General features: G+C 48.5%; 24 protein-coding genes. 8 read left to right on the forward strand and 16 right to left on the reverse strand.

Features of this window, described 5'->3' with window-relative positions:
* Positions 1 to 37: 37 nt before the first annotated feature.
* From ACOQOZ_RS05740 to ACOQOZ_RS05770, 7 genes are all read right to left on the reverse strand, one after another.
* The gene (locus ACOQOZ_RS05740; protein WP_420591323.1) at positions 38 to 427 is read right to left on the reverse strand and encodes a phasin family protein; all 390 of its coding nucleotides are present in this window, start codon (positions 425 to 427) and stop codon (positions 38 to 40) included.
* Between the two features lie 193 nt (positions 428 to 620).
* A complete protein-coding gene (locus tag ACOQOZ_RS05745; protein ID WP_420591324.1) occupies positions 621 to 869 on the reverse strand; it encodes a DUF6489 family protein in 249 nt (82 codons plus the stop codon).
* 52 nt (positions 870 to 921) lie between these two features.
* Positions 922 to 2,082 carry an MFS transporter gene (locus ACOQOZ_RS05750; protein WP_420591325.1) on the reverse strand — a complete coding sequence of 387 codons (1,161 nt, stop codon included), beginning with the start codon at positions 2,080 to 2,082 and terminating at the stop codon, positions 922 to 924.
* A 15-nt stretch (positions 2,083 to 2,097) separates the two neighbouring features.
* Entirely contained in the window at positions 2,098 to 3,210 is a 1,113-nt protein-coding gene (aroC, locus tag ACOQOZ_RS05755; protein WP_420591326.1) for a chorismate synthase, read from the reverse strand.
* 41 nt (positions 3,211 to 3,251) lie between these two features.
* On the reverse strand, positions 3,252 to 4,181 hold the full coding sequence (gene prmB, locus ACOQOZ_RS05760) for a 50S ribosomal protein L3 N(5)-glutamine methyltransferase (RefSeq protein WP_420592397.1): 930 nt from the start codon (positions 4,179 to 4,181) through the stop codon (positions 3,252 to 3,254).
* A gap of 105 nt (positions 4,182 to 4,286) precedes the next feature.
* Positions 4,287 to 5,267, reverse strand: coding sequence for a patatin-like phospholipase family protein (locus tag ACOQOZ_RS05765; RefSeq protein ID WP_420591327.1), 981 nt, complete (start codon positions 5,265 to 5,267; stop codon positions 4,287 to 4,289).
* A 12-nt stretch (positions 5,268 to 5,279) separates the two neighbouring features.
* Entirely contained in the window at positions 5,280 to 6,212 is a 933-nt protein-coding gene (locus tag ACOQOZ_RS05770) for a DUF4892 domain-containing protein (RefSeq protein ID WP_420591328.1), read from the reverse strand.
* 33 nt (positions 6,213 to 6,245) lie between these two features.
* On the opposite strand from ACOQOZ_RS05770, the gene ACOQOZ_RS05775 reads away from it, so the two are divergent.
* Together ACOQOZ_RS05775 and ACOQOZ_RS05780 are read left to right on the forward strand one after the other, a co-directional pair.
* Positions 6,246 to 6,449, forward strand: coding sequence for a transcriptional regulator (locus tag ACOQOZ_RS05775; protein WP_420591329.1), 204 nt, complete (start codon positions 6,246 to 6,248; stop codon positions 6,447 to 6,449).
* Positions 6,450 to 6,498: 49 nt separating this feature from the next.
* Complete coding sequence (locus ACOQOZ_RS05780; RefSeq protein WP_420591330.1) at positions 6,499 to 8,412, forward strand: DUF885 family protein; 1,914 nt, start codon at positions 6,499 to 6,501, stop codon at positions 8,410 to 8,412.
* Positions 8,413 to 8,488: 76 nt separating this feature from the next.
* On the opposite strand, the gene ACOQOZ_RS05785 is transcribed toward ACOQOZ_RS05780, so the two are convergent.
* The 4 genes from ACOQOZ_RS05785 to ACOQOZ_RS05800 all read right to left on the reverse strand — a co-directional run bounded on the left by ACOQOZ_RS05785 (position 8,489) and on the right by ACOQOZ_RS05800 (position 12,799).
* Positions 8,489 to 9,325, reverse strand: a complete 837-nt coding sequence (locus ACOQOZ_RS05785) for a DUF6268 family outer membrane beta-barrel protein (protein WP_420591331.1) — start codon at positions 9,323 to 9,325, stop codon at positions 8,489 to 8,491.
* A gap of 53 nt (positions 9,326 to 9,378) precedes the next feature.
* Positions 9,379 to 10,047, reverse strand: coding sequence for a hypothetical protein (locus ACOQOZ_RS05790; RefSeq protein WP_420591332.1), 669 nt, complete (start codon positions 10,045 to 10,047; stop codon positions 9,379 to 9,381).
* 148 nt (positions 10,048 to 10,195) lie between these two features.
* Positions 10,196 to 11,572, reverse strand: a complete 1,377-nt coding sequence (locus tag ACOQOZ_RS05795) for a DUF3422 family protein (protein ID WP_420591333.1) — start codon at positions 11,570 to 11,572, stop codon at positions 10,196 to 10,198.
* Between the two features lie 12 nt (positions 11,573 to 11,584).
* A complete protein-coding gene (locus ACOQOZ_RS05800; RefSeq protein ID WP_420591334.1) occupies positions 11,585 to 12,799 on the reverse strand; it encodes a YihY family inner membrane protein in 1,215 nt (404 codons plus the stop codon).
* Positions 12,800 to 12,915: 116 nt separating this feature from the next.
* Between ACOQOZ_RS05800 and arsC the strand changes: the two genes are divergently transcribed.
* Genes arsC through ACOQOZ_RS05820 form a run of 4 tightly spaced genes read left to right on the forward strand, consistent with a single transcriptional unit; the run spans position 12,916 to position 14,741 of the window.
* Positions 12,916 to 13,266, forward strand: coding sequence for an arsenate reductase (glutaredoxin) (gene arsC / locus ACOQOZ_RS05805; RefSeq protein ID WP_420591335.1), 351 nt, complete (start codon positions 12,916 to 12,918; stop codon positions 13,264 to 13,266).
* The gene (wrbA, locus tag ACOQOZ_RS05810) at positions 13,266 to 13,880 is read left to right on the forward strand and encodes an NAD(P)H:quinone oxidoreductase (RefSeq protein ID WP_420591336.1); all 615 of its coding nucleotides are present in this window, start codon (positions 13,266 to 13,268) and stop codon (positions 13,878 to 13,880) included. The genes arsC and wrbA overlap by 1 nt, the downstream gene beginning before the upstream one ends.
* Entirely contained in the window at positions 13,877 to 14,269 is a 393-nt protein-coding gene (locus ACOQOZ_RS05815) for a DUF2069 domain-containing protein (protein ID WP_420591337.1), read from the forward strand. Before wrbA ends, ACOQOZ_RS05815 begins: the two co-directional genes overlap by 4 nt.
* Positions 14,270 to 14,294: 25 nt before the next feature.
* A complete protein-coding gene (locus ACOQOZ_RS05820; protein WP_420591338.1) occupies positions 14,295 to 14,741 on the forward strand; it encodes a YtoQ family protein in 447 nt (148 codons plus the stop codon).
* A 58-nt stretch (positions 14,742 to 14,799) separates the two neighbouring features.
* Here ACOQOZ_RS05820 and ACOQOZ_RS05825 read toward each other — a convergent pair whose 3' ends face one another.
* Positions 14,800 to 15,030 carry a hypothetical protein gene (locus tag ACOQOZ_RS05825; RefSeq protein ID WP_420591339.1) on the reverse strand — a complete coding sequence of 77 codons (231 nt, stop codon included), beginning with the start codon at positions 15,028 to 15,030 and terminating at the stop codon, positions 14,800 to 14,802.
* A 134-nt stretch (positions 15,031 to 15,164) separates the two neighbouring features.
* On the opposite strand from ACOQOZ_RS05825, the gene ACOQOZ_RS05830 reads away from it, so the two are divergent.
* Positions 15,165 to 17,477, forward strand: coding sequence for a methyl-accepting chemotaxis protein (locus ACOQOZ_RS05830; protein WP_420591340.1), 2,313 nt, complete (start codon positions 15,165 to 15,167; stop codon positions 17,475 to 17,477).
* 46 nt (positions 17,478 to 17,523) lie between these two features.
* Here ACOQOZ_RS05830 and ACOQOZ_RS05835 read toward each other — a convergent pair whose 3' ends face one another.
* The 4 genes from ACOQOZ_RS05835 to ACOQOZ_RS05850 all read right to left on the reverse strand — a co-directional run bounded on the left by ACOQOZ_RS05835 (position 17,524) and on the right by ACOQOZ_RS05850 (position 20,685).
* Positions 17,524 to 18,012 carry a DUF4136 domain-containing protein gene (locus ACOQOZ_RS05835; RefSeq protein ID WP_420591341.1) on the reverse strand — a complete coding sequence of 163 codons (489 nt, stop codon included), beginning with the start codon at positions 18,010 to 18,012 and terminating at the stop codon, positions 17,524 to 17,526.
* 88 nt (positions 18,013 to 18,100) lie between these two features.
* Positions 18,101 to 18,271, reverse strand: coding sequence for a hypothetical protein (locus ACOQOZ_RS05840; RefSeq protein ID WP_420591342.1), 171 nt, complete (start codon positions 18,269 to 18,271; stop codon positions 18,101 to 18,103).
* 227 nt (positions 18,272 to 18,498) lie between these two features.
* Positions 18,499 to 19,326: a DUF2059 domain-containing protein gene (locus ACOQOZ_RS05845; RefSeq protein ID WP_420591343.1), complete on the reverse strand. Its 828-nt coding sequence runs from the start codon at positions 19,324 to 19,326 to the stop codon at positions 18,499 to 18,501.
* A gap of 177 nt (positions 19,327 to 19,503) precedes the next feature.
* Complete coding sequence (locus ACOQOZ_RS05850) at positions 19,504 to 20,685, reverse strand: ammonium transporter (RefSeq protein ID WP_420592398.1); 1,182 nt, start codon at positions 20,683 to 20,685, stop codon at positions 19,504 to 19,506.
* A gap of 220 nt (positions 20,686 to 20,905) precedes the next feature.
* Here ACOQOZ_RS05850 and ACOQOZ_RS05855 point away from each other — a divergent pair, with 220 nt between their 5' ends.
* Positions 20,906 to 21,106 (forward strand): hypothetical protein, encoded by a 201-nt coding sequence (locus ACOQOZ_RS05855; protein ID WP_420591344.1) that lies wholly within the window; start codon positions 20,906 to 20,908, stop codon positions 21,104 to 21,106.
* Positions 21,107 to 21,131 lie beyond the last annotated feature (25 nt).

The following is a 21,131-nucleotide window of genomic DNA, read 5'->3' on the forward strand; positions in this document are numbered from 1 at the left end:
GATCAAATCCGGGTGGCCTTAGCTACTTCAGTCTGAATTAAGCCGCTTTAGACTTAGACTTAGCAGTAGTTGCAGTGGTAGTTGTCGCAGCAGCAGAAGAACGCGCTTCTTCCATGATGCCTTCTACTTGTGCTTTAAAATCCATCGCCATGTCAGACAGTGCTTTAGCGTCGTCCATGATCTTTTTGTTCAGTGAGCTGGCAGCTTCAGCCTGAGCGGTAGTGAAAGCCTGCATGGATTCAGCATCTTTAATTTCAGATGCCTGCTTCATTTGCTCCACACCCATATCTGCGTACGACTTGATGGCGTTCAGTTGAAATTCCGTCATCTTTTCCATGTTATCAACAAACAGCGAGTTGAATTTGGACATCGGCGCATACATGGTTTTTGCTTGCTCAGCGAATGCGTTCAGAATGTTGTCTTGCATGGTTTTGCTCCTTCAAAGGTCTAATAGCCGTAGTGGTAATCACATACTAGTTGAATTTATCTTACAGTTGCATGACATCTGCCACATAAAGTAACAGTATCTTGATTAAAATCAGTCCTTGTCATGAGAGACATGAGAACAAAGGTAACAAAATTAAATCCCTGGCTTTTATTGTCCTAAATTTTTATCGAGATTATTTAGAACTATCGTTTGTATTTCCCGACATTATATTAATCATCATATTCTGAAACTGAGCCATGGCATTCATTCCTTCTTTCATCATTGGCTGATACAAAGACATAGGGTCATAACCTTCCTCACCCGCCTGCATTTTACTCATCATTTGTGAAAATAATTCCTGCTGGAACTGCTGCACATCCGGCAGTCCCATAACGCGACGAAACTCATCGGGCGTCATATCAAATGTGACGTTTATTTTCATAGCCAATCCTTTTTTACTACTTAAATATAAAGTTCAGAAATGAATATATACCCTATTCGTCGCGGCGCAACCCTGTCCATGCGATCAGAAAAGCCACTACAGCAATCACTGCTGATAAAACAAACACTTGATCACCACCAAGTTTGTTCCAGAAAATACCACATCCCCAGGCACCAATTGCGCCACCCAGGCCAAAGCCAATGCTGGAATATAACGCCTGCCCCTGAGCCTGATTTGCGCGGCTGAAATAATGCTGAATATACCGCATCGATACAGCATGCATGGCTCCGAAGCTGAATGCATGTAATACCTGAGCAACCAATAACAGAATTAATTGATCAGCCTGCTGAGATATCAGCAACCAACGCACCGCCGTTAAAATCAAACTTGTCATTACCCAGCCGCGCCAACTGAGCAAATGAAGCAACCGATGGAATTGCCAGAATAAAATTACTTCTGAAAAGACACCCAACGACCACAGTAGGCCAATCGCCGATTTGCTGTACCCCAGCTGTTCCAGATAAATACTGAAAAATGTGTAATACGCACCGTGACTTATTTGCAATAACACCGTTATCGAAATAAAAACAATAACCGGTTTCTGTAATGCCTGGGATATAAAGTCTTGCCCTTTCTTTTCTTCACGCAACGTCGCACTGGCAGAAAGAAAAAAGCCATTGGCCGTAATTAACAACATAATTACTAACATAACAGCCGGCAGGTAATTAACCGAAAGCACATCAAACAGCCAACCCAATGCAACAACGGCAACGATAAAACCAACAGATCCCCACAGCCGGATTTTCGAGTAATCGTCAATCCTATTATTAAGAGCCTGCATGGTGATGGTTTCGTACTGGGGCAACATCGCCGCCCAGAAAAAGCCATAGGCCAACATCACCAACAACATGGATGACAATGAATTCGCCCACCACACACCGGCAAAACACAATGCGGTTAACACACCAGCCCAGCGCACCATGACCAGTGGAGATGAAAAATAACCCGCTGCATGAGCCCATAAATTTGGCGCAAGGATACGAATGGCTGCAAAAGCAGCCATCAGAAAACCAATATCTTCAGCACTGAATTCACGTGTCTGAAGAAACAGCCCCCAAAAGGGTGCAATACAACCCAGAAGTGCGAAATAAAGAAAGTAGAAAAACGATAAACGACGATATGGCACCTCAGAACGAGGCACAGGGGAATCCATATCGCCGCTCCTGAATTATTCTGAAACCGGTGCCTGGGCAGCCACTACCGGAGTGTCGCACTGCACATCACCATTCTGCCCGCGATGACGCAGCAGATGATCCGTTAACACAATCGCCATCATGGCTTCGGCAATCGGTGTCGCACGAATACCAACACAAGGGTCATGGCGACCCTTGGTCACTACTTCAATCGGATTACCATCAGAGTCTATCGACTGACCAGGGATAGTAATACTGGAAGTTGGCTTCAGTGCCATATGAGCAACAATATCCTGCCCAGTGGAAATACCACCAACGATACCGCCGGCATGATTGCTGAGGAAACCTTCCGGAGTCATCTCATCACGGTGTTCGGTACCTTTTTGTTCAACCGAATCAAAACCATCACCAATCTCGACGCCCTTAACGGCGTTGATGCTCATCAGGGCGTGAGCTAATTCTGCATCTAAGCGGTCGAAAATCGGCTCGCCCAGACCTGGCAGCATACCGGTTGCCACAACGCTGATCTTGGCGCCAACCGAGTTACATTCGCGACGTAAAGCATCCATATACGCTTCCATTTCCGGCACAACTGCCGCATCTGGAGAAAAGAATGGATTCTGACGTACCTGCTGCCAATCGAAATTCGCCTGATCAATTTTAATCGGACCTAACTGCGACAGATAGCCACGTACTTCGATACCTTTAGCTGCCAGTACTTTCTTGGCAATCGCACCCGCTGCTACACGCATCGCCGTTTCGCGCGCCGATGAGCGACCACCACCGCGGTAATCACGGAAGCCATACTTTTGCGTGTAGGCATAATCGGCATGCGCCGGGCGGAAGGTTTTTGCGATATTGGAGTAATCTTTCGAACGCTGATCGGTGTTTTCAATCAGCAAACCAATCGGAGTTCCGGTGGTTTTGCCTTCAAAAACACCCGACAGGATTTTCACCTGATCCGGCTCACGACGCTGAGTGGTGAATTTTGACGTACCCGGTTTACGCAGATCCAGGTCTCCCTGCAGGTCGGCTTCCGACAGCTCGATACCCGGAGGACAGCCGTCAACAATGGCGCCTAACGCCAGACCGTGGCTTTCACCAAAGGTGGTGACGGTAAAACTTTTGCCAAAGGTATTGCCAGACATACTTTATATACTCGTATTTCTTAAAATTTTAATTACGCTGCTTACAGGTTGTCCAAATCCGCGGCATTCAGGACAAACACGCCATGGCCACCCCGTTCAAATTCCTGCCACTGAAATGGCAACTGCGGATAGGCTTCGGCCAATGCGGGCCAACTGTTTCCGACTTCCACCACCACCACACCATTATCGGTTAATAGCTCACGCGCCTGGGATAACATAATACGCACCAGATCCAGGCCATCATCACCCGCCGCCAATGCCAGTTCCGGCTCATGATGGAATTCATCCGGCAAGCAAGCCATATCGTCAGCATCAACGTACGGAGGGTTGGAAACAATCAGATCGTACTTACCGCTGGCGGCAGCAAATAAATCCGACTGCAGGGCAATCACGCGATCTTCCACCTGTAACCGCTGAATATTTTCTTCAGCCACTGCCAGAGCATCAAATGAGATATCCAGCAGCTCAACTTCAGCCTGCTCAAACTGCATCGCACAGGCAATACCAATGCAGCCACTGCCGGTACATAAATCCATAATGCGCTTGGGTTCATGCTGCAGCCACGGCTGAAAACCGTTTTCAATCAGCTCGGCAATTGGTGAGCGAGGAATCAGCACACGCTCATCAACCACGTAAGGCAAACCGCAGAACCAGGCTTCCCCCACCAGATAAGGCGCTGGGACACGCTGCTCAATACGGCAACAAATCAGCTCAACAATACGTTCACGTTCCTGTCGGGTAAGACGACAGTCACGCCATTGATCAACCTGATTCCAGGGTAAACCCAGCGCATGTGTCACCAGCAATACCGCTTCATCCACCGGATTATCGGTGCCGTGGCCAAAATAGATGCCAGCCTCAGCCATACGGCTAACGGCCCAACGCACCATATCCTGGAGCGATAACAATTCATCAACGGCCTGAAGTTTGTGCTGTTGCAGAGATAAAGACGGTAGTTCGGACACTCGGATTCCTGTAACTGGTTTTCGCTGGCGGAGCAGCAATCAGAAAGGCGGCTAGTTTAACCGTTTTCGCGCATTAACGCACTGCTGAGCCGCCGGCCAGATTTGTCACAGTTAATGACTGGCAATTCCCTGCCCGTACAAACTGCTCTGCCCTTGCTCAAACGCATCCAGTGCCTGAGCAGCGATATGACGACCGAGACGAATCATCTCGTCTGCACGATAGAACTCATACATCTGACAACACTGATTTGGCATACGCATCAGTAAATCCGGCGGATAACCCGCGGTTTTAAACTGAGACAACGATGCCTGCATCACTTCAAACATTTCGTTCAGGATTTCCAGTTTGCCAAGGTTATCCTGGGCAATCTGATTGGGTTTATCCGTCGCGTTTTTATCCGAACTGTCGAACTTCTCCAGCAAGGCACCGGCCTTATCAATGGCCGAGTTAACCGCAGAATTGAACCAATCGTCCTTTTCTTCTGCCGATGGTTGCGGTTCACAGGCAAAATCTGCGGGCATCGGCACATCGGCGTTGAGATCAACGGCAAAAATGTAATCCGCGTGGGCAGAGACACAAGGCGCAATTGGCAGTGGATTTAGCACACCGCCATCCACCAGCAGACGGCCATTCGAAGAAACAGGCGTCAGCAAACTGGGGATCGCAGCGGATGCACGGATAGCTTCATTTAATGCGCCACTCTGGAACCAGATTTCCTTTTTATGCGTCAGGTCCGTAGCCACGGCCGTAAAAGGCAAGGGTAGCTCCTCGATCGTCTGACCATTGAGCATCCCTTCGAGAATGTTAAATACCCGATCGCCACGAATGGCACCGTTCGATAACAAACTGAAATCCACCAGCTTCAGCACTTCCAGATAATTAAGACTGGTTGCCCACTGACGGAACTCCGCTAATTTACCAGCGCAGAAGAAGCCGCCAACAATTGCGCCCATCGAGCAACCTGAAACCGACACGATGTTATAACCACGTGACTGCAACTCATCAATCACGCCCAAATGGGTGTAACCCCGGGCGCCACCACTGCCGAGTGCCAGTGCCACGGTTTTACCGGCTGTCATACTTTTCGTCATAATCTCTGCCTCCTAACGCTGAGGCCAGAAAATGTAACGCAATTTCGGCGACAAACCGTCATCCGGAGCAGCAACCAAAGCCCCCTGACCAATGATGTTTAATTCAGATGTTTCGTTAAAGGTGGCTACCCGCAATTGCTTTGCCAGACGTTCGGAACACAACAGATTGTCAGCCATCAGGCTGGCGTCGTAACAATGCATCATCAGATACAAGCGACGCTTATCACGCCCAGGTAACGCTTTAAGCACCTCGATCAGATTGGCACTGCGCTCTTCGTTTAACAAACCGTTATCCGCAACCAGACCGGGTAACCATCCCGAATTCTGTCGCAGCGCTGCCTGAATCTGCTCTTTACTGAGCTGCTGCAGACTGACCTCGTCGGCAGTTACAACCCGATCCATGGCAATAAACACCTGGCGCGAACCGCGCTGCACCAGATACAGCACCCATACTTCACTGCGACCATTCGCCAGAGGACGCTTGGCAACCCAATAGTGCTGATTCTGCTCACGCCCAACCAAACGGCCGTTTTTGAATACACTATTGGCCCAGAAGTGACTGCTGCCGCAATCAAGCCCCTGGCACTGATAAATCAGTTCCAGCTCGCTCATTTGCCGCTGAAAAAACTCACTGACTTCATCCAGTGCAAACCCTGGCTGAACGGCCCAGACGCGGCGCCACAAGTCACCATCCAGGCGACGTTCCTGTTCACCAAACGTGGTCGCCTGACTGCGCTTTAACTCAGAGATCACCAGGCGATAATGGTCCACCGGCATTTTCTCTTGCTCAAGCAGGCGCGCCGAGGCAAACGGCTGAATTTCAGCGCTTACCAGGCCACTAACAAACATCAGACAAATCAGAGTCAAACTGCACAAGCGCATAAAGAATTCCTTAATACTGGCTTTGGGGGAACCAAAACCCTGCTCTACAATCGAACTGAGCATAACAAATTATAGAAAAGATTATGGAGACTAATTATGGCGGAACCCAAGTGCCCGAGTTGCAGCACAGAAGGAATCGAACACTTTGCTTCAAAAGCCAGTAACGAGACCGCAAAAAACGGCACGCCCTGGTTTTATGTGGTCTATTGCAACCAGTGTGGTCACGTTTATGAGGTGATCAACAAGCACACATTCAGCGCCAATCAATCCAAATTCGTGATGCCGGATTTACGCCGTTAACTTTGCTACACTCGCCTGCTTCGAAAATTTTCCCAGTTGAGCGAGTGTTATGTTTTCTGTTTTCCGGTTATTGCCTGTTCTGGCTTTACCTGTGGTGCTGAACGGCTGTCAGATGGCGGCAGAAAAACCACAACCATTGGCCCCGGCAGTGGTGATCACCTCAGAACAGAAACAACAAGCCAACCAACAAGCCGGGAAAATATTCTCCGAATACACGGAGTGGCAACTGGAATCCAGCCCGGTGCTGGCAAGCTATAGCGGCACTCGTGGTCAGTTTGACTGGGACAATATTTCTGCCGAAGCCCAGGAACAACAACTGGAAAACATTCAGGAGTTCCGCAGTCGCCTCAAAGCCATTAACGAAGCTGCCTTAGACATAACCAATCTGGGCAGCTATCACGCATTAATGGACGAGCTGGAATATCAACTGCTACTGGCGCCGCTACAGCAACTGAAAGACCCATTCGCTAAAAACAACAACTGGTTACTGCGAATAGAAGCCACGCTGTTACAACATCATCCGATTACCAGCATTGAAGATGCCCACGACTATATCGCCCGTATCAATACGCTATCTTCGCTATTAACACGCTGGCAGGAGGAATTAACCGATCGGGTACAAAACGGCTATTTATCTCCCGCTTTTGCTTACCAGCAAAATATTAACCGTCTGAATATGTGGCTTGGCAACGGTGCCAACAGAACCGCTAACAGCCGTTTCAATGAAAACAACCTTTTCTGGCAAGACTTCCAAAGCAAATTATCTGGACTGGCGCTTTACCCATCCAGCCGCCAGTTACTGCTGAAAAAGATGAAACGAGCACTGACCCGTTCAGCGTTGCCAGCGCTTAACCAGCTGCTGGTCACTCTCCAGCAACAACAGCAACAGGCTCCTAACCTGATTTCACTGCAACAGCAAACTCAGGGGATGCGTTACTACCAGCTGCAGCTGCAGCACTATTCGCAAACAGAGATGGACGCCAACCAGATATTTCAATACGGCTTATCTGAACTTGGCGGCATCCAGCAGGAAATTCTGGCTTTCGCACAACGTAACGGCTGGAAAAGCAGTCAGGAACAACCGCAATTCAGTGAACTGAAGGGTTGGTTAAACCAGCAGCAACAGCCATTTTCACAACAAACCGAAACACAACTGATTAAGCCGCAGTTATTGGGCTTTCAACAGCAAACGTTAACCCAACTGGCGCAACAACTGCCTTATGAGTTTACCGATATTCCACAAACACCGCTGGCAGTGAATCAGGGAAAATCTTTACCGGGCCGCTATACCAGTGCAGATCAGAATTTCGCTTACATTCCGGCATCAGGCGTCAGCGCTGCGGAGTTTCGCTGGAATCCCGACGCCCTTGAGTCGTTCTCCCGCGCTCAGCTGGGTTTGAATATTGCCAGCTATGCCGTACCCGGATTACACATGCAACTGGCACTGGCCGCTGAAAATCAGCAGCTGCCTGACTTCCGCCGAAATCCTTATATGAGCCGGTTTAATGCTGGCTGGCAGCTTTACAGCCAGGAGTTAGCCCTGGCGAATAATGCCGATAACGCCTTACAACTGATGTTCTGGAAAAATCAAATGAGGCAGTTGGTGTTAATGGTCATCGACAGCGGCATTCATGCCAAAGGCTGGCAACGACTTCAGGCTCTGGAGTTTGTGCAGAACAGCCTGCAGATTGAGTTACCTGAAGCACAGGCAATGGTCGATCAGGTGTTATTAAACCCGGCGCAAAGCAGCGAGATGTATCTGAGTTTTAAAGCATTATTGCAGTTGCGCAGTAATATTCAGAAAAAGCTGGCGCCAGTCACTGTATTCGATGAAGCCAGTTACCACAGCCACATGCTGCAACTGGGTGCTTTACCACTGGATGCGCTGGAGCAACAAATGAATAGTTGGGCAGACGAGCTGATTCAGCAGGCGGCACAACAGGCTGCGCTGAACAAACAATAAGCTAACCAAACAATACGTTAGCCAAATAAAAACGGCCACCCTAACAAGGTGGCCGTTTTTCTTTAAACGATAATAATCAGAACTTAACGCTCAGTCCGAACTGGGTATAGGCATCATCTCCGGGACGAGACGTTTGCTGTGCTCCGGTGTTGTCCGACGCCTTAATCGTGCGCAGTCGTGTCTGACCAATTTCTGCCGTTAGCCATAAGTGCTTGCGCCAGTGAAACTCGCCACCCGCACCAATTCGCCAATTACGGTAAGACACCTTAAACGCGCCCTGCTGACCGGTAATTTCCTCCCGCCAGACACCTCCGGCCGGACGGATATGCAGAAATGACGTTAAAGAACTGCTCCACTGCGTTGTTACCTTCGTGCGTGGAAAACCCAACAGTACCCGGGTTTGCTTACTGCTCTGGAACGACGTTGCAACCGCCGGTCTCGGGTTCAGATCACCAAAGGCGCGATCAATCACCACGCCAAATTGCCAGAAGCCACCACCGCGACGATAACGTCTGCCATAGACTTCCAGATTGGCGGCCAGAGAATCTGATTCCAGACTTTTCAGATCTGTCATCAATCCCGGTTCAACCTGAATAAGAAATTCATTGTTGCGATCACGGCGCTGCTGATAATGAATAGGAACGGAAAACCAGTAATAGTCATTACGGGCAATATTCGCCCCTGCCAGTTTAAAACTGGTCTGATCAAGATGCAGATAGCTGGATACCGATTCTCGCCGGTTGCGCTTTACCTCTAATGGCAGGGTTACACTCACCTGACTGCTGGAAAATTTACTGCCGACACCGGCATCCGGGCTACCCGGCCCTTCCGAAGTCAGCAACAAACCATTGGCTGACACCTGCCCAGCAGAAGCTACCAAGGCAGCCGCCATTAATAATTGCTTAAACCGCATAAAATATTTCACCTATGTCATGCCCCTCTGCCAATATGCTGCAACCAGGCTGGTTAAGCAGAGTTATTACCTTGTTTTGGCTTGTCTTCGTAAAGCGCCTTGTGCGCTTCTTCAACACTGGCATAACTTGCCAGTGCTCCGGTTTTTGCTTCATTGCTGCGAACTTTATTTAATGTCACCAACACCTCTGTGACTTTTTCGAAGCCTTTAATGATATCGGCCGGAGCTTCGGTTTCTTTGAGCATTTCAGTGTAGTTGCCGACAAATTCCAGCGCCTGTTTTTCCTGTTCTCGCCGACCAGCTGTGGCTGGGGCATTCATTTGCTCGATCACCTCAAGGGCAGACAGTAATGATTTTGCACCTTCGGTATCACCATCAACCGACTCGTTGAGAATAAAATTATTGAGAAAATGAACGGATTCCGAAACCGCAGAAACCGGCGTACTACTGAAGCCACCGAGTGATTGAAGTTGCTCACTGTTAATCAGACCATCCTCGAATAAACGCTGGGTCAGCGCAGGAATCTGATCTGAGCGGATGGTTGATGAGAAAAATTCAGCCCGAATTAAATCCAGCTTCTGTGCTTTATAAGAAATAGAAACCTGCTCATTATTTCCCTGGGAATTAAGCCGGTCGATTAAACGACGCGCCGCAGGTTCAGGAACCTGACTACTGGTGCTGGTTAGCGGGCTTTTGCCTGAAGAATTTGGATTGATATCCATAAAACTGACCTGAAAACGAACTATCAGAGAGCTACAGCAATTCCCAAGCCAAGGCGGATTTTTAGCTATTTTTCATAGGGTTAAATAAAAAAGCGGCCATTTACCGCCTACTCGTGACGATAATTTGCCGCTTTTTATGAGTGCGAGACTAATCGTTACTTTCAGGCTCCAAAGACGAGCTGCCACGATTATTTTTGGTAATATGCTGACGCAGGCTGTGCACCCCAAGATAAACAACCGCCAATACGATTGGCAGCGCAATACCTTTAAACAGGTCAGAGTTCATGGTGTCGATTCCGGCGGCCTTGATGCCATCAAAACCAATCCCCAGTAACGCCAGAATATAGTAACCAATCGCCACCACCGATAAACCTTCAACGGTTTGCTGCAAACGCAGTTGCAGCTGGCTGCGGCGGTTCATTGATGACAGCAGCGTTTGGTTTTGCTCCTGGATCGATAACTCAACACGGGTACGCAACATACTGGTGGTACGGTGAATACGTCGTGACAAATCCTCCAACCGGTCACGAACAGAGTTACAGGTCTTAATGCCTGGTGTTAACCGTCGTTCAAGAAATTCCCGCAGGCTTTGCACACCGTTAATCGGGGTTTCTTTTAATTGATCTAGGCGGTCACGCACCAGATCGTGATACGCCACCGCCGCAGCAAAACGAAAGTTGGTATCAGAACGCAGGCGCTCGACCTCTGCTGCGAGCATAGACAATTCCTGCAACAGAACCCGTTCGTCTTTATCCGCATCAATATCAGAAATACTCTGGTTCAGCGTCGCAAGACCTTCTTCAATCCGGCTGAGCTCACCACCCATCTGACGGGCAATAGGCAGCGCCATCAACGACATCATGCGGTAGGTTTCCAGTTCAAACAGACGCTGTACCAGACGACCGGTCTGATACGGCGTCAGGCCCTGATTACAGGTAACGATGCGACCAAATCCGTCGTTGTGCAGTTTGAATGCGGTCCAAACCTGAGCTTTTTCTTCAGCCACCCTGGAACCTGACGCCCGCTGACCTTCAAACCAGCGATGTAAATCTTTGCCTTCCGGCGCGGCATCAACCACCGCCATCTGAACCGCTACCACCAGCTCTCCGGGAATACCCGCCAGCCAGTCTTTAGGAATAAAGTTCAGCGCTTCGGATGAAAATGGCTCAACATCCGGGCAAATAAAGGTGAAGTTGGCAAACTCCAGATGACGCTCCCAACGCAGCTCAAAACCGCCGAAATCCTGGTACAAACAAGAGGAATCTGGTCCCGGTGCCGGCACACTGAAGCGCTTGCACAAATCAACGACGTGGTCGTGTAACGCCTGACGGTTGTCATTCAGCAACACTGTAAAATGAGCAACCTGGCAGTTGCCATGAATAATGGGAGACGGTCGGTTATGCAGTTCTTCGTAGAGCGAAGATCGCCATGGATGAACTTTTAACGTTAATGAAGCAGCCCCCAAATCCGGCGCCTGATTATCCGCCGTAGATTCGATTTCCGGCTCCTGAATACTGTTATTCATTCAGCGCTATCCTTATAAATTTTGCGGCATTTTAGCCACATTCCCTTTTGTTAGGCCAGTTAACAAGCCGGCAACAGGCTGGTCGAGGCTGTTTTTCATGCTCTGAATCAATCCCTGACGCCAATCTTTCAGACTTTGATTAACTTCATGTTGCTGGTCCAGCTGACTGATATTCAGATCACTCACCAGGTCGCGAATCATCAGTTGCTGTGGGTCACGAATCCATAACAGCTCGTTTTCATGGGAGACTTTCAGCCACAGCTGCTGCTCGGCATAACGCACAAACACTTCAATTTGTTCAAGATCATCTTCACACAGAAGCAACTCAAGTTTTTGCTGATCCAACGGCTCACTGTTGTTTTGCGCTGCCAGCAGCTGGCTGATGATATTCAGTCGCAACAGTAACGGCTCACTGTGACGACTGTGTTGCTGACGGTGGCTAAACGCAAAACTCACCTCAGCGCCAAGAATCAGCAACATCCAACCAAGATACATCCACAATAAAAACAGCGGTACGGCAGCAAAGGCACCGTAAATTAACTGATAAGAAGGAAACATTCCCATAATACGGCCAAACAGAAATTTGGCCGCTTCGAATACGGTTGCCACCAAAATGGCCGCCAACAATGCATGTTTCCAGGGTACTTTGCAGTTTGGTACCAGCATATAAAGCGAGGTCAGCGCAAGCGCACTTAATGCCCACGGAATCAGCCGCGCCGCTCCCGGTACCATGGCCGCGGCATCACCAAATAACCTGACCGAAGCCAGCAGTGAACTGGCAGCAAAGGCGGCACCAAATAATAACGGGCCAAGACTTAACACCGCCCAGTAGCGCAGAAACGTCTGCATACCAGAACGCGGGTTACTGACATTCCAGATGCGGTTAAATTGCATTTCAATGGTACGCAGCAGCATAAACGCTGTCACAAATAAGAAAGGCACACCAAACCAGGTTAATTGCCGCGCCTGCTGACTGAACTGAGTCAGATAATCAGAAATCACACTGCTGCCTTCGGGCATCACATACGCCAGCAATTGTTGATTTGCCTGTTCTCCCCAGCTCTGTAATGCCGGAATTGCACTGAGGATCGAATAACTGACGGTGATTACCGGCACCAAAGCAAACAGCGTGGTATATGTCAGTGCCGCGGCATCCCGGCGCCGCTCTTCGCGCTCAAAACGTTTGAGACTGCGCCACAGGAGTTGAATCAAGCTGTTATTCGCCATAAATCCCTCAGAAACCATGGCCAGAAAGGCATTTCTCTGGCCTGACAAAACTGGGTGGTTGCACCTGCGAGGTGATACAATGCACGCCATTTCAACCAGTTACAGGACGCCTCAGCATGAGCGACATTCAGATTTACCACAATCCACGCTGCTCGAAATCCCGCCAGACCCTGGCGCTATTACAAGAAAAAGGCATCGAGCCGGAGGTTATCGAATATCTTAAGCAGGTACCAGCCGCTGGCGAATTGAAAGCTGTGTTAACCAAGCTGGGAATAAGCGCGCGTGAACTGTTACGCACTAAAGAAGACGCCTACAAAGAACACAACCTGGCTGACGACAGCCTATCGGACGACGCCATCATCGCTGCGATGATCGCTTCGCCAAAACTGATTGAGCGTCCGATTGTGATTAATGGCGATGCCGCGCGTATCGGTCGTCCACCGGAGCAGGTGCTGGAGATTATCTGATGGCTGAAGCGCCTTACGTTTTAGTGCTGTATTACAGCCGCCGTGGCAAAACCGAAGCAATGGCTCGCCAGGTTGCACGTGGTATCGAGCAGCACAGTGGCATGAGTGCCCGGTTGCGCACCGTGCCTGAAATCTCACCGGACACCGAAGCAACAGCACCATCAATTCCGGACTCCGGCGCCGTCTACTGCTCGATCGACGACCTGAAACATTGCTCCGGGCTGGTACTCGGCAGCCCTACCCGCTTCGGTAATATGGCAGCCCCGTTAAAGTACTTCCTCGACACAACTTCCAACCTATGGCTGACCGGTGCCCTGATCGATAAGCCAGCTGGTGTGTTTACCTCATCGTCATCTCTGCATGGCGGCCAGGAAGCAACCTTACTCACTATGTTGATGCCACTGTTACACCACGGCATGGTGTTCGCTGGCATTCCCTACAGTGAAGCAGGCCTACTCAGTACCGAATCCGGCGGCACACCTTATGGCAGCAGTCACTGGTCAGGTTCCGATAACGACAAAGCGCTGAGCAAAGCAGAAACCGAGCTGTGCCAGGCGCAAGGTCATCGGATTGCCAGACTGGCCAGCCGTCTCAACACCGAGGACAACACATGAAAACTGCAGAGAGCCGTAACACCAGTTATGCCTACTCGGTGATGCTCAGCAGCTATCTGGCGATCATCACGATTCTGTTGCTATCAACCTTCAGCAACCCACCGCAAAACATCGAATCAACACTGATGTTTGTTTTAACCGGCACAGGCATTTGGCTGTTTAAAATTTTACCGCTCATGCTGTTTATTCCCGGATTAATCAAACGCGCTCACAAATCGGCAGCGTGGTTAAGCTACATGAGCATGTTGTATTTTATTCTTGCGGTATTACTGGCTTTTACTCCGGGTGCTTCTGGTTGGGGCTGGGGTTTGGTACTGGCTAGCATGATTTTATTTATCAGCAGTATGCTTTTTACCCGCTGGAAAAAAGCAGACGAGAACAACGCTTAAAACCCCAATAATTAAGGAAAAAACCGTGAAATTATCTGTTTATTTATCGGGCGAAATTCATACTGACTGGCGAGATGATATTGCCAAAGGTATCAAAGAAGCCGGACTCAAAGTAAAATTAACTGGCCCAAACACCAATCATGCCGCATCAGATGACTGTGGTGATGAAATTCTTGGCAAAGAAGAAAATAATTTCTGGAAAGACCATAAAGCTGCAAAAATTAATGCGTTGCGTACCCGCAAATTAATTGCAGATGCGGATATTGTGGTTGTTCGTTTTGGCGACAAGTACAAGCAGTGGAATGCAGCTTTTGATGCTGGTTACGCAGCAGCATTGGGTAAATCATTGATCGTACAACACGATCCTTCTCTGACCCATCCGTTAAAAGAAGTGGATGCCGCAGCGCTGGCTGTATGCGAAACACCACAACAGGTGGTGGAAATTCTGAAGTATATTAATAAAAACGGATAAAAAATGATGATCTCAGCAGTCGATACAATATCCGACTGCTGAAGTCAGATTAAACAAATTATTCGTCGTCCCAATCGCCGTCAGTAGACTCGTCGGCGATCTCGGTTACCACTGGCTCACCACATTTAGTACATTTTCCTTCGATATAAACCACACCATCCAGTTCATATTCCTGAGGCTCTTTCATACCAAGATCGGCCGCCATACAGTTGTTGCACCAGGTCTGGCTCAAAAAGTCGTTTTGATCTTCTTCGGTACGAGCATAAAAATCGCGTTCTTCGCGGGACATAGTCACCTTCTCCACAATGTAACTGGTTTTAGGGTTACAAAACTTGCTTAGATTCAGCATGCAAATTGCTAATACTATTCTAATCTTAATGACAAAGGATGAACACCAGAAAACCGATAGCGAATAGGACATATATGAAAGTTAAACATCAGGTTATTGCAACCGTCACAATCACAGCGGTATTGGCGGTCATACTGAGCATTCTGATCAGTAGCAACATCGCGATGGAAACCTCTCAACACAGTGCTCAACAGCAAGTTGAACAAAGTCTTATCAGCCGCCGGGATCTTAACAAGAAAAGTATTGAGCGATACCTCAATACAATTGAATCGCAAATTATCACTCTCAGTAAAAGCCCGCTGATCCAGCAATCTGCTCAGCTGATGACCAGTGCATTTTTCAACTTTGATAAACAAATTTCATCACAGAACAACACTCCGCTAAGAGCCTTTTACGATCAGCAATTTGATTCCAACTTCAAGCAAGTCAATCAGGGTAAAAGCGCAAATCCGCAACAGATTTTCAATGGCCTAAGTGGCATCAGTCGCTCATTACAGACTGAATATATTGCAGAAAACCGTTATCCGCTGGGTGAAAAAAATCAGTTAAACTCGGCTGCCAACGGTACAGAGTACGATGAATTACATGCAACCCTGCACCCGTATCTGAATGAGTTCTTACAGCGCTTTGGCTATTACGATATCTTTCTGATTGAGCCTGAAAACGGCCATGTTATTTATTCGGTATTTAAAGAAGTCGATTTCGCGACGTCGCTGAAAAGCGGACCATTTTCTAACTCGGGTATTGCAGAGGCTTATCAAAAAGGGTTGTCGGTCGGCAACGGCAATGCAGCATTTATCGATTTTAAGCCTTACCTGCCATCTTATGGAGCACCAGCCTCTTTTATTTCTACACCAGTCTACACAGAAGGGAAATTGACCGGGGTATTGATATTCCAAATGCCGGTTGATGAAATTAACGCCATCATGACCAACAACAATCAATGGAAAGACGTTGGTTTTGGAGAATCGGGCGAAAGCTATCTGATCGGTCAGGATAGTACATTACGAAGTCAAAGCCGTTTTCTGATTGAAGATAAGGCAGGTTATATTCAAGCGCTGAATAACGCAGGCATGCCTTCTCAGTTAGTTGGCGAGATTGATGTACGCGGTTCCGCTATCGGCTTACAACCGGTGAACACAAGTACTGCCAGCGCCGCACTGTCCGGTCAATCAGGTGTCGAACACATTAAAGACTACCGCCAGGTGAACGTCTTATCAGCCTTCACGTTCATAGACTTTCTCGGCACCCGCTGGGCGCTGATCAGTGAAGTTGATGAAACGGAAGCATATGCTGGTGTCACCGCTATGATCGATAAGCTGGTTAGCAGCTCCATTCTGGTTGCACTCATCATTACTGCAGCAGTTATCGCGATTGGTTTCTGGGTTGGCGTCCGGGTTACCGCACCCATCGATGTTTTTATTGGAAAAATCAAAACCATCGCCGACCAGCGCCAGCTTGACGCTAACTTCCGCGACAGTGGTAATGATGAATTCGCCCAGCTTGGTAAAGCGCTAAACCAGCTATTCACCCAACTGGCCGGTTTCTTCCGCAATATGAAAGATACCGCAGATACATTGAGCCGTAACTCCAATCTGATGAAAGAAACGACCGGCCGCACTGCCGACCAGGTTCACAAGCAGAACGAAGAAGTAAATTCCGCCGCAACGGCCACAACAGAAGTCAGTGCCTCCGTGGCTGAAGTGGCAAGTCATGCCGAGCTGGCTTCCGATAGTATGAAGAATACCCGTAGCCGGGTAAAAGACAGCCAGGATATGTCACGCCAGGCTCGACAAACAATTTATCAGCTCAGCGAAAACATGAATGGCGCAATTCATGATTTGGAAAAGCTGGAACAGGAAAGCCAGAGTATCGGTGCCGTACTGGATGTGATTCAAACCATTGCCGAACAAACAAACTTACTTGCTCTGAATGCAGCCATTGAAGCCGCCCGCGCTGGCGAACAAGGCCGTGGATTCGCGGTAGTTGCCGACGAAGTGCGCACACTGGCCAGCCGCACGGCGCAGAGTACCGATGAAATTCGCGATAAAATTCAATCATTGCAATCTCAGGTCGCTGCTGTTCAGCAATCAGTACAAGCATCTCAGTCAGAAACCGAAAACAGCATGGAGAAGGTAGAAAACACTGCCAACCAAATGGATGAAGTCTCACATCTGATTGATCAGGTGGAAGAGATGAGTACTCAGATTGCGACCGCAGCAGAACAACAAAGCGCTGTGACCTCTGAGATCGACAGAAATGTTATCCACGTAAAAGATTTATCGGATGGTATCCTCGAAGCAGCATCCGAAATTCAGAATGCCAGCAGTGAACTGGATCAGGTGGCCGTCGACATCAACAATAAAATCAGCGAGTTTCGTTTTTAACTCGGTGATTGCTTGATAAAAAAAGGGGCATTAAATGCCCCTTTTTTTATTCAAAATTAGAAAAAATACCAATAAATTCTGCATTAATTTCCTGCTGAGATTTATCTTCGCCGTCGATCCTGGCCGAACCGCTGGTCAACCAGATTGACCGCTGTTGTTCCACATCATTGATATTAATCACCATTTTGGCGATGGTTGCGGACTCAACGTCGTGCTGAGTACGGGTACCCAGACCTTGCGGATAAAAGTGCATATTTACTGAGTTAACATTACGAATACCAACACCGTATTCAATCAGCAATTCACCACCCTGTTCGACGTACCGCAGCCCTTTTTGCTCAAGTGCGTATTTGATTGCTTTTCCGACTTTGACCATTGCCGACATATTCAGACCACGGGCCTTTTGGATAGCTTGTATTGAGAACGTCTGATAATCGGCGGCATGGCTATCCGGAGCCTGTCGATACTGTAAAACTGATGTTGTTGAGCAGGCGACCAGCGCAATCGCCAGCATCAGCAGTGAGAGTATTTTCATAGCAACACTTCCCTGGCTTGATTGGTTCGTCAAAAAACGCGGAGCCGCTGTTGTCACAGCAGTCAGCGTTTCATTCGTATTTAGTAACTCAGTGCTTAGGCTGTTTTTTCTTGCCGACTAAACCAAACCAGAATAAACCTTCGAATACCAGTCCAGCGATAAGGAACAATACCCCGCCCTGAGGTATGCCGAAGGTGTAGCAGGCAATTGCAGCAAAAAGGCACACAATGACGAAGACAAAACGTTTGATAAATTCCATTTCCCAGCCCTCAATAAGAAGATTATTTCAGCCTAAGCCGCATCAGCATGAGAAGGAAACAGTTTTCGGTAAAGAAGTGGCAGTCATCTGCCTGCAGAATACTCTGTCTGCAGAACTCGCAGTTTCTGAAACGTCTCAGAAACTACAAGCTTCAGGAAAAACCGGACTCTACAGACAGCGATACCATAAGACGGTGAATTAAATTAAGACGATTGTTGAATGAGCAGCTAGCCCTTCGCCTGGAAGAAAGTAACCAGACGTTGGAAAAACGCTTTGGTTTGCTCGCCCAGGTGATCATAAAGATCGTTAACCAACAACGTGTTGTACTTTAATGCCGCCGGTGTTTTCAGAAAGTTCTCATACGCCTCAAGCTCAGCATCAGTCAGTGAACGATATGGATACACCAGATTCAGCCACATCGCCTGTTCAATCTGAACACGAATGACTGGCAGCTGACTGTCAATCTGAGCCTCCAGAAACTCCATCCCCGGACGCTTATCTTCCGGCTGCATGGCCGAGGTTGCACTCATTCCGGCAAGGGATGCATAACGCAGGGTTGCCAACGCCCCATCAGTAGCATTGATCAGCTTTTCCACGCGCTTGGCAAACGCTAAACGTTTCTGGTTAGCCATCAACGTAGCTGCGTTCATTTGCATATCCTGCTGCGCTTCAGCAGTCGATGCCTCCACTTCGAGGCGCGAAATTTTCTTGCCCAGTGGCGTGTTAAACCAGGTTTTCAGCGCCTGAGCTTCATCCTCATTAAGTTTTTTAGCCAACACCTCTTCGGCTGAAGTAACAACAATTTCCGCCTGATAGGATTCACGCACCATACCCAGAATGGTTTGCAGGTCATCGGCATCAATATCGTCGCCAAGCTGCTGCAATTGGGCACCCATCATGCCTTCAAACATGTCAGGAATTTGTTTCATTTGTTCAACATAACCCGACCGGGTCATCAGTTGATTGGCTTCATTCGCTGGAATCGCAGCCCAGGAAGCAGCAGAAAAGAGGGTAAAAAATGAGAAGACCAGTAAAGTCTTTTGAATGAAGGTCATGCAGTCAGTCCTTTTTAGCTATAGCGAGCGCAAAAGAAGAAACGAAAAATCACGATCTTCCCCTTACGCACAGTTCAGGGCTGATTATCCAAGCTATTTACAAAACACTCAACGAAAAACACCCTGGAGATTGCTCTTCAGGGTGTTTTTTTATTTCAGAGCTGTCAGCTTACGAGCTTATTCCGCGTCGCTGGTTGCACCAATTTTGTGAATCGACAGATCGGCGCCGTTGTATTCTTCTTCTTCATCCAGACGAATACCAGATACCGCTTTCACCATACCGTACACCAGGAAACCACCAATCAGGGCAACCGCGATACCAGCCAGAGTACCAACCAGCTGAGACATAAAGGTTACACCACCTAGGCCACCGAACGCTTCGGTACCGAAGATACCCGCAGCAATACCACCCCAGGCACCACACAGACCGTGCAGTGGCCATACACCTAACACGTCGTCGAATTTAGGGAACTTGTTCTGCGCCAGGGTAAAGATAAAGACGAACAAACCACCGGCAACACCACCGATAAACAGAGCACCAATTGGGTGCAGCAAGTCAGAACCGGCACACACAGCAACCAGACCCGCCAGCGGACCGTTATGGATAAAGCCAGGGTCGTTTTTACCAACAACCATCGCAACCACAATACCGCCAACCATCGCCATCAGGCTGTTTACTGCAACCAGACCAGAGATACCGTCCAGAGTCTGAGCCGACATGACGTTAAAGCCGAACCAGCCAACGGTCAGTACCCAGGCACCCAGCGCCAGGAAAGGAATATTAGACGGCGCAAACGCAACCACACGACCATCGCGGTAACGGCCTTTACGGGAACCCAGCAGAGCAACCGCAGCGAATGCAATCCAGCCACCCACGCCATGAACAACCACAGAACCAGCGAAATCATGGAATTGAGCGCCAAAGGTCTCTTCTAACCAGGCCTGGAAGCCGTAGTTGCCATTCCAGATCATGCCTTCAAAGAACGGATATACAAACGCCACTGTTAAAGCAGAAGCAATCAGGATTGGGTAGAACTTAGCACGCTCAGCAATACCACCAGAAACAATCGCCGGAATCGCAGCCGCAAAAGTTAACAGGAAGAAAAACTTAACCAGCTCATAACCATTGTTTTCAGTCAGCTCTGCGGCACTGGCGAAGAAATCCATACCGTAAGCAATCTGATAACCGATGAAGAAGTACGCCAGGGTTGATACACCAAAATCGGTGATGATTTTTACCAGAGCGTTTACCTGGTTCTTATGGCGAACGGTACCCACTTCCAAGAAAGCAAAACCGGCGTGCATCGCCAGAACCATAATGGCACCCAGCAGGATGAACATGGTGTTAGCGCTCTGCATCAGAGTTTCTACTGCGCTGTTGATACTGGTTACGTCAAGATTTTCCACTTGAGTTCCTCTTTAGTTTTCGTGTTGTTCTGAGCCGGACACCACTGAGTTCTGACGACCCATTCTGGTGCTCTGTCAAAGCCGACTTGAAAGTGCCCCGCTTCAGCGCAGTGCAAAGTTAACAAAGGCGACATTGATATCATTGGCAACTTGTTGGCAGCGTTTTAGCAGAATGCGTACCAACTTTGTCACAATTGTCGCCCTACAAAGAGGCAATTTCTCGAAATCAGGCTATGACGCCAGTAAGAAAGCGGATTTCCTGGCACTGCTTTTGTGCGAAGAAATTTCCAATCAGGAGAATAATTCAGAAAACGGATGGATAACGGTGCAAGAGCTTAAAGTATCAGGCACTGATATCGTGCCTGAAAACTAAATCACGCACCACTATAGTGCAGACC

This window comes from Bacterioplanoides sp., from assembly GCF_965219715.1.
In the GTDB taxonomy this organism is placed as follows: Bacteria; Pseudomonadota; Gammaproteobacteria; order Pseudomonadales; family Oceanobacteraceae; genus Bacterioplanoides.

Excerpts from the sequence above, each read along its gene's own strand:
- ACOQOZ_RS05740 (WP_420591323.1), bottom strand. The coding sequence starts at position 427 with ATGCAAGACAACATTCTGAACGCATTCGCTGAGCAAGCAAAAACCATG.
- ACOQOZ_RS05745 (WP_420591324.1), bottom strand. The coding sequence starts at position 869 with ATGAAAATAAACGTCACATTTGATATGACGCCCGATGAGTTTCGTCGC.
- ACOQOZ_RS05750 (WP_420591325.1), bottom strand. The coding sequence starts at position 2,082 with ATGGATTCCCCTGTGCCTCGTTCTGAGGTGCCATATCGTCGTTTATCG.
- aroC (WP_420591326.1), bottom strand. The coding sequence starts at position 3,210 with ATGTCTGGCAATACCTTTGGCAAAAGTTTTACCGTCACCACCTTTGGT.
- ACOQOZ_RS05765 (WP_420591327.1), bottom strand. The coding sequence starts at position 5,267 with ATGACGAAAAGTATGACAGCCGGTAAAACCGTGGCACTGGCACTCGGC.
- ACOQOZ_RS05770 (WP_420591328.1), bottom strand. The coding sequence starts at position 6,212 with ATGCTCAGTTCGATTGTAGAGCAGGGTTTTGGTTCCCCCAAAGCCAGT.
- ACOQOZ_RS05775 (WP_420591329.1), top strand. The coding sequence starts at position 6,246 with ATGGCGGAACCCAAGTGCCCGAGTTGCAGCACAGAAGGAATCGAACAC.
- ACOQOZ_RS05780 (WP_420591330.1), top strand. The coding sequence starts at position 6,499 with ATGTTTTCTGTTTTCCGGTTATTGCCTGTTCTGGCTTTACCTGTGGTG.
- ACOQOZ_RS05785 (WP_420591331.1), bottom strand. The coding sequence starts at position 9,325 with ATGCGGTTTAAGCAATTATTAATGGCGGCTGCCTTGGTAGCTTCTGCT.
- ACOQOZ_RS05790 (WP_420591332.1), bottom strand. The coding sequence starts at position 10,047 with ATGGATATCAATCCAAATTCTTCAGGCAAAAGCCCGCTAACCAGCACC.
- ACOQOZ_RS05795 (WP_420591333.1), bottom strand. The coding sequence starts at position 11,572 with ATGAATAACAGTATTCAGGAGCCGGAAATCGAATCTACGGCGGATAAT.
- ACOQOZ_RS05800 (WP_420591334.1), bottom strand. The coding sequence starts at position 12,799 with ATGGCGAATAACAGCTTGATTCAACTCCTGTGGCGCAGTCTCAAACGT.
- arsC (WP_420591335.1), top strand. The coding sequence starts at position 12,916 with ATGAGCGACATTCAGATTTACCACAATCCACGCTGCTCGAAATCCCGC.
- wrbA (WP_420591336.1), top strand. The coding sequence starts at position 13,266 with ATGGCTGAAGCGCCTTACGTTTTAGTGCTGTATTACAGCCGCCGTGGC.
- ACOQOZ_RS05815 (WP_420591337.1), top strand. The coding sequence starts at position 13,877 with ATGAAAACTGCAGAGAGCCGTAACACCAGTTATGCCTACTCGGTGATG.
- ACOQOZ_RS05825 (WP_420591339.1), bottom strand. The coding sequence starts at position 15,030 with ATGTCCCGCGAAGAACGCGATTTTTATGCTCGTACCGAAGAAGATCAA.
- ACOQOZ_RS05830 (WP_420591340.1), top strand. The coding sequence starts at position 15,165 with ATGAAAGTTAAACATCAGGTTATTGCAACCGTCACAATCACAGCGGTA.
- ACOQOZ_RS05835 (WP_420591341.1), bottom strand. The coding sequence starts at position 18,012 with ATGAAAATACTCTCACTGCTGATGCTGGCGATTGCGCTGGTCGCCTGC.
- ACOQOZ_RS05840 (WP_420591342.1), bottom strand. The coding sequence starts at position 18,271 with ATGGAATTTATCAAACGTTTTGTCTTCGTCATTGTGTGCCTTTTTGCT.
- ACOQOZ_RS05845 (WP_420591343.1), bottom strand. The coding sequence starts at position 19,326 with ATGACCTTCATTCAAAAGACTTTACTGGTCTTCTCATTTTTTACCCTC.
- ACOQOZ_RS05850 (WP_420592398.1), bottom strand. The coding sequence starts at position 20,685 with ATGCAGAGCGCTAACACCATGTTCATCCTGCTGGGTGCCATTATGGTT.
- ACOQOZ_RS05855 (WP_420591344.1), top strand. The coding sequence starts at position 20,906 with ATGCGTACCAACTTTGTCACAATTGTCGCCCTACAAAGAGGCAATTTC.